Raw genomic sequence first — 15,078 nt, forward strand, 5'->3', positions numbered from 1 at the left:
CGTATATCCCCCTATCGTTATTGTTACCGGGCTATCCGGACCAGGAGATCTCTGGCCTGGCGGCGATGCACCTGCCCATTTTCACTATTTGCAGACCGCGTCAGCACAGCCTTCAATGCTTTTTCAGCCTCAATCCTGCGTTTGATTTCCATAAAGCATTTGGCCATCCCCAACAGGGCCCCCGAATCCTGACCAGCAAGTCCGTCAGCGTACTCCAGGGTAGCCAACGCCCGATCAAACCGGGAAAGCTCATATTGAGCAAGGCCAAGGCCAAGAAAATAGGAGTAACGGGTATGATCAAGCAGGCAAAGGTATCGAAATATTTTTAATGAGTCCCTGAACTTCCCTGAATTAAACCGCGCAAAGGCCACTTTATATATTGCATCAAGCTGGCTCTGCTCAATGTTCCGAAGTTCTTTCATGGTGCCGCCTTTAGACAGATAAGCAAGCCAAAGTGGCACTGGGGACAGCTGATCAGCCTTGTTATCCATAACCCTAGAAAGCCTCATCCCTGATAAATTTATTTAAGGTATTGTTCAATTATAACCAGTTTATATTTATAGCCATTAATCATTAGTAGCAACGAGTCATAAACCTGACCAAATAATGTTAAATATCGGACAGTTACACAAATTGCTGCGTTATCTTTTTTTCACCCGGCCCAAAAGCTAACAATCAAACATACGGAATTTATAGAAACGTACAGACTGGATATAAAGTCCAAAAAAAAGAGGGCGTATGCCCCCTTTATTCAAATTAAGCCATTGACTGCCTAGAAAACGGCAATAGAGTAAGTCAGGTAAAAACGGTTTACGTCTTCGTTGTAAAGGGTTTTCTCACGTTGATCATTACCATTGGCATCAGTACCTTGTGCACGATAGTTTACATACAACCATGCCAGTGAGAGACCTTCCAACGATCCATCAAACTCGTAAGAGATATAGCTAGCATACTCACTGCGCTTGAAGTCATTAATTTCTTTAGCATCGGTGCCCTTGGCATACCAGATATCCCAACTCAGGCCTGCAAGCCCCTGATCGGCAAAGTTATAGCCGCCACTGACCAGATAAGCCTTTTCACCATCCAGGGAGTAATCTTCCCACTGGGCAAGGCTGGAGTTGAAGTTGTCATTGTTACCATCTACATACTGGTCAATGAAATCACCATCTTTGGTCTTGTTGTAACCGACGCCAACATAAGCATTACCATAATTATATGTAGCATTCAGGTTATAATATTTGGCTTCGTAGTCAGGATCATTAGAGGCCAAACTACCATTAGCTTCTGACTTGCCATAACGTACATCCAGATCCACAGAACTCATATAATCAAGCTCAAAGCCATAGGCAGCTTTCAAGAACAGCTGCTGGATCAGCTCTTTGGATTCACCGTACTCAGCAACAAGAACCAAGTCGTCATAGCTGTAGTTACTACCAATGATTCGAACATTTTCGACCTTATTGCCTTTACCATCACTCAGATCATTGCTGAAAGAAGAATCATTACGTTCGCTAAAACCAGTAATCTCAGTAAAATACAGACTGGCACCATCAAAACTAACAGAAAGATCATAACCTGTAGAGCTTGCACCCAGGATACGAGAACCAGAATCAGCGTAAGTTTCTGTACTACGCTTTTTAACACCGACAGTACCGGCCAGGTCAACACCGCTGAAAGTATGCCTTGCTTTTAAGTAAGCCTGCTGAAAACCTGAAATAGAATCAGAATCCACTAACGTATCGTTATCTCCATCTGAATTCGCATCAATATATGAGCCAGCAACATTTGAAGCTGAGTAGTTAAATCCTTCTTTAATTTTCAAAGGACCCGCATAACCAGCCGTAACAACCGCACCTACAAAATCATTAACATAACCACTGTCAAAGTCAGCTACCAAACCATGAGCCCACTCATTACGATCATAGCCCTTATCATCTTTGGCTGTTTCTTTCCAGTAGTAGTTCTTGTAGGCAAACGTCAGGCTCGGATCCATAGTCACAGCTTCAGAAGCCTGAACAGAAGTAGCGGCAACAGCCGCAGCAACGGCTGCGCCCAATGCGCTTTTAGCAAGGGTTTTCATAATCGGAATTACTCCCTGTGTACTTTGTGTTGTGATTTTTTATTGCGACTACCACCAACTGACATAAGCAGTTCCCCTTGGCGATATACGTCCTGTTCGCAACGAAAATTATTTTTCTACAACCCTGATCAAATTGCAACCACAAAAAAGGAGCTGCGAAGCCCCTTTGGTTTTGCCGCGTCTATGAGCAGCCTACGATGTTGCAAACTCTTTCAGCTTCTTTAATGGCCTGACCTTTACCTGAATAGAAGCAGGCTTGGCTGGCACATCCATTAGCTCACCGGGTTTGAAAGGGTTGGGCACGCCTTTTTTGGCTTTTTGCGCCGGTTTTTTCCTGGTCACGATTTTTAATAGCCCGGGCAATGTAAACTCACCACAACCCCGTTTTTTAATATGACGTTCAACCAGTTCACCCAACTCATCCATTACCGCACCGACCTGTTTTCTGCTCAGCCCGGTATTTTCTGCAATTTCTGCCAGCATCTGGGTTTTGCTGTATTTTTCCTTGATTGCGGGTGCTTTTTTCCCAGCCATAGTCATACTCTCCTGATGAAAATTCCTTTTAAGCCTTCCCTTTAGGCTTTCCCTTTTAAAGAGGGCGATGAGCTTTTGCCAATGTTTTTGCTGTTGTCTGGAATAAAGCAACCTGCTTTTGCCAGCTAACTGCAACAACCAGCTACTGCATTATCTGCCACAGCACCAGGCGGATTTCGTACCTCCATTCTCGATAAGACATCACCCATTACCAAAAGAGATGCCTTACCACTCCATGAGCACAACGCTATTTATTAACCACTTTCCAACATACTCCAGACGATGATAGAAGGTGGCAGCAGACGGTATTCAAGGTACTGAATACCACTATAATATCCGTATTTTTCCACGTCGAGCACTTTTTGCCAAAAGATTCACACCCGAATAACAGAGTCAATCAAACCTTCCAACAAATAACCAGAAAGTTCACAGCCCAATTCATAGATACTTTCCCGCTTGCCTGAACCGTCCATGATGTTGTCTCTATAGTTGTTAAGTTTTAAGCAAGTTCGTCAACATTTGAGAAAAAAGCACTATAAAGGTACATTAACGATTGATATGGGAAACCATGTGTTCCATAAGAACAAGTCGCACAATGTGTTTTTCGAGCTCGATGTTGTGACCAGATATCTGTTCAGATGATCATCATCAAAATAGTCATGATCAAAAATGCACGACAGCTTTGCACCAGATTATGTTTTCACGGATAGCTGATGTTCTGAAAATCCACTTGTAGAAGGGCTCGATGTTTTCAACTGATACTGATAACAAATAAAGGGAACCTGTCTTGAAACATTTAAAATTATTTCATCTTTTAACAGGCCTTCTGGCATTTTTTCTCGTTATTGCCATCATGACCGGCCTCTATCAGCCATCACCGGCAGCGGCCAACCCGGCGAACCCGGTTATCGCATTATTACTGATGGCGGCTTCATTAAATTTGATGACAGGTGCCTACCTGAGCAGGCGCAACGGTTTCCAGAAGTGGCTGCAGATAGCCGGGTCCATCCTGCTGTTTTCAGCGCTTATAGCGGCTGTTGGCTTCGCCTATAACAACACCCTGATGATGTCAGGCGTTACTCTCGACCAGATTACGCTATTTTCAATCAGCACGGGTACCCTGTTTCATGTCATCGCCAACCTGAACCGTCTTTCCGGCTCACAGGCTGAACCGCTTGACCACTACGGCCGGGAAACCGGCACCGTCAAATGGTTCAATGTTACTAAAGGGTTTGGCTTTATTACCCGTGATATGGGTGAAGATGTATTTGTCCATTACCGTGCCATACGTGGAGAAGGACACCGAACCCTCAGTGAGGGACAGCGGGTTGAATTCATTGTGGTTGAGAGAGACAAAGGACTTCAGGCGGAAGACGTTATTGCCGCACCAAGGAGAAGATAGGTAACTCCGGCCTTTTGGCTGGATGCTCCAGCCAAAAGACTCCAGGAGTCTGTCCAGTCAATATCAATAGTGGGGAGGAGGTAACTCTTCCTGACTTTCCAACTGTTCAGCAACCATCTCTTCAAATTGCTTTTTCAGTTGAGCCATGGCTTCTGTCAACCGGTCAATATCTTTCTGCTGCCGGGTAACCACTTCATTCAACTGAGCGATCGTATCCTCCTGATAACTCAACTGGGTTTGCAGTTCAAGCAGTTCATCTTGCATCGTTTGTTACTCCCACAACCAGCCAAACCACATCCGGCTACCAACAATCATAAAAAAGATCCGCTACCGAAAGTGGATTAATGTGTGCAGTCTACTCCTTGCGCTTCGGCCTTCCAAATTTACCTGTCCCGTCAGTTTCGACCCAGTGAAAAGAAGGCATTTCAGCAATGCCCGTTTTCAACTTGCCCATCACCTCTGAAAGCCCTTCATCAGTATAAGGCCTGACTGGATGCTTGCCCCAGACAGGTGCCGGCCAGGCAGCATCGGTACTGAAACGGACAACATGATGAACATGAAGCTGTCGAACCACGTTACCCAACGCAGCCACATTGATCTTTTCCGCCGAGAAAAGCACCTGCAGCATTTCCGCCAGATAACAGGACTCAACAAGCAGCTGTTGCTGAGCCGTTTCATCCATTTGATAAATCTCTTCCACACCCTGGATACGGGGCACCAGGATAAACCAGGGATACTGGCTATCGTTCATCAATAAAAGGCGACAAACGGGAAAATCACCAATCACGAAACAGTCTCTTGCCAGCTGGGGATCCAGTTCAAAGCTACTCATGGCACGGCCTATCCAGTAAAAAGATCCAGTGAAAACAGAATAGAAAAGGGATTCTCAGTTCCACTCCCTCCCCAGCCTGTATTGCACAGTAAAAAAGGGAAAATTCAGAACCAATGATCAACAGGGGACTTTAAAACAGCGGTTGGTATAATAACCGATTGGCCTTAAAATAGCGCTTTAATTGACGTCAATTTTGACAAGCTTTTTTTGAACAGCCTGGTAAACGAGCACATGAGAACCAGTCAGTATCTGATTCCAACCCTTAAGGAGACACCTGCCGACGCCGTGGTCATCAGCCACCAGCTGATGCTGCGCGCCGGTATGATCCGCAAACTGGCATCCGGCCTCTACACCTGGCTGCCTCTGGGTCTCCGGGTTCTGCAGAAAGTAGAAAATATTGTTCGTGAAGAGATGAACCGTTCCGGCGCACTGGAAACCCTGATGCCCGCGGTTCAACCGGCAGAGCTGTGGCAGGAAACCGGTCGCTGGGATCAATTTGGCGCAGAACTGCTGCGTTTCCAGGATCGCCACGGTCGTGATTTTGTTATTGGCCCAACCCATGAAGAAGTCATTACCGATATTGCCCGTAACGAGCTGAACAGCTACAAGCAGCTGCCCATCAACCTGTACCAGATCCAGACCAAATTCCGCGACGAGCGTCGTCCACGTTTCGGCCTGATGCGTGGCCGCGAGTTCCTGATGAAAGACGCCTATTCATTCCATGCCACTGAAGCGTGCCTGAAGTCAGAATATCAGAATATGCACAATACCTACTGCCGTATCTTTGACCGTCTGGGTCTTGAATACCGTGCGGTCCAGGCCGACAGTGGTGCCATTGGCGGCAGTGGTTCCCAGGAGTTCCATGTACTGGCAGAGTCCGGTGAAGACGCCATCGTCTTCAGTGACCAGAGCGATTACGCGGCGAACATTGAGAAAGCGGAAGCCGTTGCCCCAGCAGGTGACCGCCCCGCCCCCTCTGCAGCGATGACACTGGTGGACACTCCGGATGCCAGGACTATCGATCAGCTGGTAGAACAGTTCAACCTGCCTGTTGAAAAAACCATCAAGACCCTGATTGTTGCAGCGGCAGAAGACGCTGACAGCGAGTTCATTGCCCTGCTGATCCGTGGCGATCACGAGCTTAACGAAGTCAAGGCCGAAAACCTTGCGGATGTTGCTGCTCCCCTGCGCTTTGCCACCGAAGAGGAAGTGAAGCGCATCATGGGTGCTGGCCCAGGCTCCCTCGGCCCGGTTAACTGCCCAATCCCGGTAATTGTCGATCGGACCGTAGAGAAAATGGCTGACTTTGGTGCTGGCGCCAACATCGAAGGCAAGCACTACTTCGGCATCAACTGGGAGCGTGACTGCACCTTCAGCCGTGTTGAAGACCTGCGCAATGTTCAGGAAGGCGACCCAAGCCCCTGCGGTAAAGGACAGCTGTTTATCAAGCGTGGTATCGAAGTTGGCCATATTTTCCAGCTGGGCACCAAATACAGTGAAGCGATGAACGCCACCGTTCTCAGCGAAAATGGCAAGAGCATTCCCCTGGCCATGGGCTGCTATGGTATCGGCGTATCCAGAACCGCCGCTGCCGCCATTGAGCAGAACTACGATGACCGCGGCATTATCTGGCCGGAAGCCATCGCGCCCTTCCAGATCGCCCTGGTACCTCTGAAGATCGAAAAATCCGAAGTCGTCCGCGAAGCGGCCGAAACACTTTACCAGGAACTGATGGCAGCAGGCTTTGAAGTTCTGATGGACGACAGAAAAGCCAGCCCTGGTGTCAAGTTTGCTGATATGGAGCTTATCGGCATTCCACACCGCGTAGTACTGAGTGACCGGGGGCTGGCCGATGGTATGGTGGAATACAAGCACCGGACGGCAAACGATAAAGAAGATATTCAGCTCAGTGAAATTATCGAATTACTCAAAAAACGCACAAATCGCTAACGGTAATTTATCTGCCGACAGCCTTTTATTCACGATAAGCAGCTTGATGAGCACTGCCACCTCCAAAGCCCCGTTACGGGCTTTGGTTCTTGTGGCGGTTCTGGTCATACCTCTTGTCATGCCAGCAACCAGCCAGGCCGAATGGCACGACCCCGTTTTACAGGAAGTACTGTCTCGCTCGCTGGATCAACCCAGCAGCTTCGATGATCAGTTTGAAGCCGAGGTTTGGCTGGTTGATATGTCTGCCCGATTAGCCAGGTTTATGAAAGACCCGGACCTGCGCCTCAAGGTGCTCAAGATGGTTCACTTCGAAGCGTCCAAGGTAGACTTGCAACCGGAACTGGTGCTGGCACTGATTCAGACAGAGTCTGCCTTTGACCAGTATGCGGTTTCTTCCGCTGGCGCCCTGGGTTTGATGCAGATTATGCCGTTCTGGAAGGATGTTATTGGCCGGGATAAGGACAACCTCATCACCATCCAGACCAACCTGCGCTATGGCTGCACCATTCTCAGCTACTACCTTGAGAAAGAAAACGGCAACCTGACCAGGGCATTGGCCCGGTACAATGGCAGTCTGGGCAAAACCTGGTATCCGGAACGGGTTTTAAACAACTGGGAACGGCACTGGGTAGTGAATTAGCCGGTGGTAAACGAGTCAAACGCCTGCAGAGGCTCTTCGGCAATGGAGATATTGACCACCCTGGCCAAAGGTGGCCCCTTTTGAAGCCACGCTTCCAGCTTCGCAACGGCTTCTGCTGAGCCACACATCAACACTTCAACCCGCCCATCCGGCAGATTTCTGGCCCAGCCACCAATGCCCAGCCGACGGGCTCGCTCCTGGGTTGAGCCTCGAAACCAGACGCCCTGAACCCGGCCTTCCACAAAGGCTCTTTTACACACATCAGCCATTGGATGAGGTTTCCTTTAATGGATGTTTACTTAACTTTTCAATCTGTTCTTCAAGGCTTTTTTTGGTCTGTGGCCCAAACAGTTTGGTCACCACTTTGCCTTCCGGCGAAATAATATAAGTAGCGGGTAATACCTGGGGAGGAGGCTCGTTCAACGCGGTCAGTGGTGATTCCTGAAGCACCGGAAAACGGATATCCAGTGCTTTTGCCTTATTGATTAACGAGTCCCCCTGGCTACCGTCAAAATCAATGCCCAGTACTCTTACCTGACCATCGCTGGCCAATTCGTTCAACTCCGGAATCTCCTCCCGGCAAGGGCCACACCACTCTGCCCAGAAATTCAACGCCAGCCATTGGCTACGGTCACTGCCAAGGGAGACAGAATCGCCGCTTATATCGGTAAAAGTGACTGGTTTGCTGCAGGCCGCGAGAACCCCCAACAGCACAACCACCAATAAGTATTCTGATGTTCTTGTTATCCTCACGAATACCTCCAGAGAATTCATTGGGTGAAAGCCTCATACTGAGCACAACTGCAGACCCTGGTTTTTTTGTTATTGACCGTAATCCATTAAGCAGGAATTGCTGACAAACTGCAATTGCAACCAATTGACGATTATAGTAAACAGTCGCACAGTTAACTCAGCTAACATTTCATCTCATGAAACTCCAACCAATTGACAACGAAAATTTCTTACGAACCTCTCATCAATACACTGCTAACTCTGGTGATAGTATTGATAAAAGCTTAGAGAAACTATTCAGCTCTCTGAATAATGAAACAAACAGATATGAGGTGTCGATTAAAGTCGCCGCATTGAACCAAATATATTCCACTGCCATCCAATATATTGACCCTGTCGTATCAAAAATTTCTGAACACATTGATAACAACCATCATGAGTTCAGCACTGAGCAATACGTCAAGCTGGTTGATGATATTTCTACCGTGTCCTGGGTGAGCAGCACGTCGGGCAAACTGCATAAAAGGAACAACCTCTCCTTTTGTTCAAAATACGTGCATTTCCTGAGTAAATACACGATTCCCATCTATGACAGCTACATATGGATACTTATTATTGGCTACCTGAAGCAGGCAGGGTATAAGCATTTAAGTTTTGCTCCACCAGCAAGCTATGCTTCCTTTTTTGACACTTTCCAGATATTTAAAAAAGCCTTCAGCCTGCATGAGCACAGCAACTATGCCATTGACAAATACCTATGGGTATATGGTAAACAGCTGATCACTGAAATCGCCAAGACCCGGGCGGTTAACCTGGAAAAAGCCAAGTCAATTCTGAAAAGCCAGCTTATTTCTGAGGCCAGCAATGGCAACAACGAGATGCAAATCCAGGGTCAGGAAACTATGAATACAGAAATCCCGGCAGAAACGCTTATTGCACTCCAACATAATTTTCACAGTGTGATCTTAGAACGTCTTGGTGATGGTCATATAAAGATGCATGGCATTGATGAGCTACCCAGACTTGAAATGATTAAAGAGTCGGCGGATAAAAAAGCCTGGTTTCCAGTGGCCGGTATGTTTGGTGGATTCGAATTTTGGATAGATCGTACTGATAACGGCCAGTATCAGTTAATCAGCGAGAGCTGGTCCAGAGTAGTGGGCGGTTCAGGTCAGCGACATGTTGTTACCGTTGATGGTTATGAACTCGTTGAGGAAGGGTTTGTGTAAATTATGACAGCAACCATCGCCGATTCAGACTACTGGCGATGGTTTGCCATTAAAACCAGATTAATACACTCTGCCAGTGTACTGATCCTCACACCCTGAACAACGTCCGTTATAGAGTCCTTCTAAAGTCACTTCTGTGCATTCCTGACATATTCGCATATCGCTGCTTTTTGCCAACACTGTTTTCTTCACACCTGCAAAATCGGACTTAAGAGGGAAGCTTTTCAGGATCACTCTTTCCCAATACCCTTCATGTGAGCCTTGCCAGTGAAAATCGTCTTTCCAGATATGTATTCCCTCTGGGGTGTTGGCAACACCTAAACGTCTTCCCTTTATCCAGTCTTCTGGTAGCTCTTCAATCCAAACATCCAGGTCCCCCAATAGGACAGGGCGCCGATTGAACCTTTTTAGATATTCCAGATAAGCAGCCTCCTGATGAAATACGCTGCTATTGCACCACTGTTTCATCATGCTCTTCAGGCTACGCTGCCAATAATCCCGATTAACATTCGGCTTATGGTACAAAGTCACCTGCTGAATGTCTGTTTCACTGGAAATATTGGCGACAAGGTGTAAATCAGCCCCAATATTGAGTTCAAATAGCGGGGCTTTCTGACCATGCAATACTATTTTGGTCTCCGGATTCCAGCAGTTTCTATAACGCTGAACATTCAAGCCCGGCCGATGACGAACAGCAAGAACTTCGGGAGACAACCACACTTCTTCGTACTCCTCATCCTCCTCAGATTCTGCAAAAAAAACGCGATGGTTCTCTTTAGGGCTTCTCAGAAATTCAATCGCTTTGTCAGGCTTATCCAATACAGTAACTTCATACTCTGCCAGAGGATGCTCAAACGAAATGGAATACCCCATTGAAGGACATGGAAGCAGCTCAGCAGCCTTTCGCTGTATAAAACGTCCAAATGCTTCTACATCCTTGATACTGCCCGTCACCCTGAGTCTGCCAGACAGGATTAATCCCATAATCACTACCTGCATTCGATGTTCAGCAGACTCATGCACACCACAATCAACCCCCTGTCGTACATCCGGTCGTTGCACCAGACTGGCTGCCATACCGGATAGGTAACTTTTCCAGTGCAAAACAGATAGCCATTCCTCAGGAATGCCGGACACACCATAAAACGTTCCCGCTAACTGCCCGAAAATAGCTGCGGTAGTATCGGCATCATCGCCAAGATTGGCTGCCAACAATGCCCCTTCTGCAAAACTCTCGCTTCTGATAAAACACCATAACGCCGCTTCCAGTGAGGCAATCACAAAGCCGGTTCCATGTACCTGGCTACGGGTCTTTTTAAACAGCTCCCCATCCAGAATAGAACGGATGTCAGCATGACAGTGCGGGCGATAAACTAAAAAATCGGCAAATGCCTTCCTCAGAAACACCTGTTTTTCCGGAATGCACTGAACATTCAGCAAACGATGAATCAGCAGCGTCATCAACTCACAGGCTTCTATACATCTCTGTTCACCGTGAGTTGTTTTGGAAGACTCTGCAGCAGCATCCATAGCCACCAGCTCCGGATGCCCATGGTAAAACAGAGCAATGGGCGCAATACGCATCAGGCTGCCATTACCTGCCGCATATTCTGAGGTCGAGCCCGCCTGAGCATTGCCTGTAACCAGGTATCGTTCCAATGCATCACGGACGGTATTGCCAATATCAAAACACAGGCCTGTGCTGGAGTTTTCCCCATGTTTATACCAGTCAATGTAGCGTTGAATCTGATCATCCAGATCAATACCATCCATTGCTATCAGGCTATCAACAAGACAAAGCATCATGGATGTGTCGTCTGTCCACTGCCCTGGCCTCAATTTGAATGGCCCTCCTCCAACCATGCCAGTTAAGGGGATATAGCTATCTTTGGGTTTAAACTCCAGGGTTGTGCCAAGGGCATCGCCACAGGCTAGCCCCAACAACGCACCTTGTGCACGCTGGATCTTTTCGTTTAAGTAAGAAGGCTTATTCTGTAATGACATAGGAAAAAAAATAATGACTTCTGATTAATCCAGTATGGCCTGAACCACTGCAACCGGAACAGCTAAAACATAAACAGGGGTCATTGTCACCCCCGATGGCCTGCATCTTGAAATTCTGCCGAAAGCCGGGCGACACCAGGACAGTTACCCATCGGCCAGGGCATCGCTGCTTAATATGCTGCGCGCATTGGGAGACTTTCGCCATATCCAACTTCAGGATGCACTGATCGCCAGTCAAAAAATGCCTTTGCTGGAGATTTTTATCAGTCAGTTTCTGGTGTCGGTCAATCATCTGATCAAGCGTGGCCTGCGGTCAGATTATGTCCGTACCGAAGACAACCTGTTCTTTATGAAAGGTAAGCTGCTGACATCACAGCAGCTAAAGCACAACCTGGTCAACCAGCATCGTTTTTATGTGGCTTACGACGAGTATCGTCTGGATCGACCGGTGAACCGGTTGCTTCACACTGCCCTTAACAAGGTGTTGAAGCTTAGCCAAAGCCAGGGCAACCGGGAACTCATGCAGCCATTTTCAGAGGTTCCGCTTAGCCAGAGCATCCGGCAAGACTTTGCAATGGTTCAACGCAGCCGGGGAATGGATCATTATCAAAGCCCTTTATCCTAGACCAGGTTAATTCTGGATGATGTGTCGCCACTGACTTTATCCGGGAAAACCCGGGCTTTCTCACTACTGTTCCCCATGGAATCGGTATTTGAAGCCTATGTTGCCCGCATACTAAAGCAGCAACTCCCTGTCTCACTCCATCTCAGGGAGCAGGCACGTTCCAAGGCACTGGTTCACTTCAACGGTTATCCCTGCCAACTGATCATCAATAGCTGGGAACAAGGCCTTTCATGGTATATAGCACTGGAAGATGAAACTCATCAACCGGTGTTGTTTGCTGAACCCTCGATGCTATCGACTGCCGCTGGCAGTACGAGGAATTAATTTGGGCAGGCTACCCTGTTTCAAGCAGCCCACATCCTGTTTAACTAACCCTCCAGCACCGCTTTACCAGCCAACGCCCTGGCTGTATCACGAGCCAGGTCAGTGGTGTCGGCAGTCGCCAAAACCACGCCCATCCGCCGGGTTCCATGAAGTTCCGGCTTGCCAAACAGACGCAGTTCAGTATTGGCCACAGACAGCACCTGTTCAAGGTGACCAAAAACCGGGCTGGCAGACTCACCACTGACCTTGATCACTGCCGAGGCAGCCGGCTGGTATTGCGTAATGGCAGGGACAGGCAGCCCCAGAATAGCTCGCACATGAAGGGCAAACTCACTGAGATTCTGGGAGATCATGGTCACCATGCCGGTATCATGGGGACGTGGGGACACTTCATTAAAGAAAACATCATCCCCGCGAATAAAGAGTTCAACCCCAAAAACACCATAACCGCCCAGGGCTTCGGTCACGGCTCCGGCGATCCTTTCTGCCTCCTGCAATGCCCCAGGAGACATCTGCTGAGGCTGCCAGGACTCAACATAATCCCCATCTTTCTGGCGATGGCCAACCGGTGGGCAGAACAGCGTCCCCTGCCGTGTACGCACCGTCAGCAAGGTTATCTCATAATCAAACTCAACAAAGCCTTCGATAATGACCCGGGTTGTGGCTGCCCTGCCCGACTCAAGGGCATATTTCCACGCAACAGCCACATCTTCAGACGCTCGCAAGACACTTTGCCCCTTGCCTGAAGAACTCATCACCGGCTTGACCACACTGGGAAAACCTATCTGCCCTGCTGCTTCCGTTAAAGCCTGTTCAGTCTCAGCAAATCGATAGGGCGAAGTGGGCAGCCCAAGCTCTTCTGCCGCCAGCCGACGAATGCCTTCACGATCCATGGTCAACCGGGTAGCCCGGGCACAGGGGACCACCACACTGCTGCCGGCTTGTTCGATATCCACCAGTACGTCAGTGGCTATCGCTTCAATTTCCGGCACAATGTAGTGGGGTTTCTCCTGATCGATCAATGCCGCCAGCGCTTCACGGTCCAGCATATTAATCACATGGCTTCGATGGGCCACCTGCATGGCGGGGGCATTGGCATAACGGTCTACGGCGATCACTTCAACACCCAGGCGCTGAAATTCAATGGCTACCTCTTTACCCAGTTCGCCAGCTCCAAGTAATAACACACGGGTTGCTGACAATGTCAGAGGCGTTCCGATTGATACCATCAGGTTACACTCCAAAAGAGAATCCAAAAGGGAATGGTGGGATGATCAGGGGGATTATTGTCCGGATCAGCCCGTTCAAGAGCAATACCCCCTATTCATCATTTCGACAGTAATTGATCCAGCGAACAATCCAGCGCTTTCTGGCGGGCACTGTTGACTGCCTGCAGCCTCTGGGTCAAGTCAGATAACCAGTTCGGATCATCAGAGAGAAGAATATTCTGCAGCTGCTCATCCCCGGGCATCGGCCAGGGCAACTGCTCACAGAAAGTAAACAGGCTGATCTGTCTGAGATCCCTGGCAAGAATCCACTCTCCGCCATCGTTCTTGCTGATCAACCCCATACCCATCAGCCGGGTGGTATGGCACTCCCAATCATCAAGAGACACCGGCAGATCACGCTTCTGCAGGTCGGTGTAATACCCCCCTTCTCCCTCCTCAAACTTTTCCTGCAACAGCCTGAGGATGAACAACATCGAAATTAATGGGTGTGGGCGCTCACCATGGACCTGTTGACCATAAAGTCCCAGGGATCGAACCAATACTGCGCCAAGCAGCACCATCAGCCAGCTCAGGTACAGCCAGAGCAGGAAGAGAGGCGCAGCGGCAAAAGCACCGTAAATCAGATGATAGGTAGGCGACAAAGTAATAAACAAGGTAAAGCCCACCTTGGCCAGTTCAACCAGAATGGCCACAAAAACCGCACCGGCAAGGGCATGACGCACCGGCACTTTTCTGTTAGGTACAGCCGTGTACAGCAAGGTAAGGGTCAGTGTACTCAGGCAAACGGGCATAAGGCGCAGAAGCCACTGCTCACCACCGAGAATGGCCGTGGTATCAGAGACCAGCTTGAGGGAAGCCAGATACGAAGTCGCCAGAAAACCAGCACTTAAAAGCACAGGTCCCAGACTGAGAATGGCCCAGTACAGCAGGAAACCGGACATGCCCCGGCGCACATGGGTCACCTGCCAGATATTATTCAGCGCCTTATCAATGGTTCTCAGCATCAGAAAGGAGGTGACCAGCAGGAAAGCGATACCAATACCGGTTAATTTTCTTGCCTGTCGGGAAAAATCGTTCAGATAGGATTGAATCATTTCCCCCGTAGAAGGCACAAAACTGGCAAAGATAAAATTCTGAATAGAGTCCCCAACATCCTGAAGACTGGGCACTGCAGAAAGGATACTGTAGGTTACCGTCATCAATGGCACCACAGCAAACAGCGTGGTGTAGGTCAGTGCCGCGGCATTTTGAATGCAGTGGTTATCCAGAAAGCGTTTAATAACCACTGTGACAAAGCCCTGGAAGGATGACCAGAATTGCAGAACCGGTGCCATGATGAACTCCCTGTCAAACAGAGCGGTAAGTGTACCGAATCCCGAGCCTGAAAGCCCGGTTTCAAAATCAGCTGACGGGCTTCGCCCAAGGGCGGGAAAGCCCATCATGGTCTTGCATTCAATGGCAGATGAGCACAAAAAAAATCTCTATCGTACAACCAGC

At 48.6% G+C, this 15,078-nt stretch carries 14 protein-coding genes and 1 pseudogene; 5 read left to right on the forward strand and 10 right to left on the reverse strand.

Annotated elements, in window-relative coordinates; all coding sequences use genetic code 11:
• Nucleotides 1–23: 23 nt before the first annotated feature.
• From KDK13_RS02025 to KDK13_RS02035, 3 genes are all read right to left on the reverse strand, one after another.
• Nucleotides 24–422 carry a tetratricopeptide repeat protein gene (locus KDK13_RS02025; RefSeq protein WP_257283120.1) on the reverse strand — a complete coding sequence of 133 codons (399 nt, stop codon included), beginning with the start codon at nt 420–422 and terminating at the stop codon, nt 24–26.
• A gap of 350 nt (nt 423–772) precedes the next feature.
• Entirely contained in the window at nt 773–2,080 is a 1,308-nt protein-coding gene (locus tag KDK13_RS02030; RefSeq protein ID WP_257283121.1) for an OprD family porin, read from the reverse strand.
• A gap of 192 nt (nt 2,081–2,272) precedes the next feature.
• Nucleotides 2,273–2,614: an HU family DNA-binding protein gene (locus KDK13_RS02035; RefSeq protein WP_257283123.1), complete on the reverse strand. Its 342-nt coding sequence runs from the start codon at nt 2,612–2,614 to the stop codon at nt 2,273–2,275.
• Between the two features lie 1,141 nt (nt 2,615–3,755).
• Between KDK13_RS02035 and KDK13_RS02040 the strand changes: the two genes are divergently transcribed.
• The gene (locus KDK13_RS02040; protein WP_257283137.1) at nt 3,756–4,016 is read left to right on the forward strand and encodes a cold-shock protein; all 261 of its coding nucleotides are present in this window, start codon (nt 3,756–3,758) and stop codon (nt 4,014–4,016) included.
• 63 nt (nt 4,017–4,079) lie between these two features.
• On the opposite strand, the gene KDK13_RS02045 is transcribed toward KDK13_RS02040, so the two are convergent.
• Nucleotides 4,080–4,280 carry a SlyX family protein gene (locus KDK13_RS02045; protein WP_257283124.1) on the reverse strand — a complete coding sequence of 67 codons (201 nt, stop codon included), beginning with the start codon at nt 4,278–4,280 and terminating at the stop codon, nt 4,080–4,082.
• A 91-nt stretch (nt 4,281–4,371) separates the two neighbouring features.
• The gene (locus tag KDK13_RS02050) at nt 4,372–4,848 is read right to left on the reverse strand and encodes an HIT domain-containing protein (RefSeq protein ID WP_257283125.1); all 477 of its coding nucleotides are present in this window, start codon (nt 4,846–4,848) and stop codon (nt 4,372–4,374) included.
• A 231-nt stretch (nt 4,849–5,079) separates the two neighbouring features.
• On the opposite strand from KDK13_RS02050, the gene KDK13_RS02055 reads away from it, so the two are divergent.
• Together KDK13_RS02055 and KDK13_RS02060 are read left to right on the forward strand one after the other, a co-directional pair.
• Entirely contained in the window at nt 5,080–6,798 is a 1,719-nt protein-coding gene (locus KDK13_RS02055) for a proline--tRNA ligase (protein WP_257283126.1), read from the forward strand.
• A 46-nt stretch (nt 6,799–6,844) separates the two neighbouring features.
• A complete protein-coding gene (locus tag KDK13_RS02060; protein WP_257283127.1) occupies nt 6,845–7,438 on the forward strand; it encodes a lytic transglycosylase domain-containing protein in 594 nt (197 codons plus the stop codon).
• Here KDK13_RS02060 and KDK13_RS02065 read toward each other — a convergent pair.
• A complete protein-coding gene (locus tag KDK13_RS02065) occupies nt 7,435–7,707 on the reverse strand; it encodes an acylphosphatase (protein ID WP_257283128.1) in 273 nt (90 codons plus the stop codon). The genes KDK13_RS02060 and KDK13_RS02065 overlap by 4 nt on opposite strands.
• Complete coding sequence (locus tag KDK13_RS02070) at nt 7,700–8,212, reverse strand: TlpA disulfide reductase family protein (RefSeq protein ID WP_257283130.1); 513 nt, start codon at nt 8,210–8,212, stop codon at nt 7,700–7,702. Before KDK13_RS02070 ends, KDK13_RS02065 begins: the two co-directional genes overlap by 8 nt.
• A gap of 311 nt (nt 8,213–8,523) precedes the next feature.
• Here KDK13_RS02070 and KDK13_RS02075 point away from each other — a divergent pair, with 311 nt between their 5' ends.
• Entirely contained in the window at nt 8,524–9,399 is an 876-nt protein-coding gene (locus tag KDK13_RS02075; RefSeq protein WP_257283131.1) for a hypothetical protein, read from the forward strand.
• Nucleotides 9,400–9,459: 60 nt separating this feature from the next.
• On the opposite strand, the gene KDK13_RS02080 is transcribed toward KDK13_RS02075, so the two are convergent.
• Nucleotides 9,460–11,340: an ADP-ribosylglycohydrolase family protein gene (locus KDK13_RS02080; protein ID WP_257283133.1), complete on the reverse strand. Its 1,881-nt coding sequence runs from the start codon at nt 11,338–11,340 to the stop codon at nt 9,460–9,462.
• 145 nt (nt 11,341–11,485) lie between these two features.
• On the opposite strand from KDK13_RS02080, the pseudogene KDK13_RS02085 reads away from it, so the two are divergent.
• Nucleotides 11,486–12,352, forward strand: a pseudogene (locus KDK13_RS02085) (hypothetical protein).
• Between the two features lie 44 nt (nt 12,353–12,396).
• Here KDK13_RS02085 and purT read toward each other — a convergent pair.
• Together purT and KDK13_RS02095 are read right to left on the reverse strand one after the other, a co-directional pair.
• Complete coding sequence (gene purT / locus KDK13_RS02090; RefSeq protein WP_257283134.1) at nt 12,397–13,581, reverse strand: formate-dependent phosphoribosylglycinamide formyltransferase; 1,185 nt, start codon at nt 13,579–13,581, stop codon at nt 12,397–12,399.
• A 98-nt stretch (nt 13,582–13,679) separates the two neighbouring features.
• Nucleotides 13,680–14,915, reverse strand: coding sequence for a YihY family inner membrane protein (locus KDK13_RS02095; protein ID WP_257283135.1), 1,236 nt, complete (start codon nt 14,913–14,915; stop codon nt 13,680–13,682).
• Between the last annotated feature and the right edge of the window lie 163 nt (nt 14,916–15,078).

The organism is Endozoicomonas sp. SESOKO1, assembly GCF_024606265.1.
Classification (GTDB): Bacteria; Pseudomonadota; Gammaproteobacteria; order Pseudomonadales; family Endozoicomonadaceae; genus Endozoicomonas.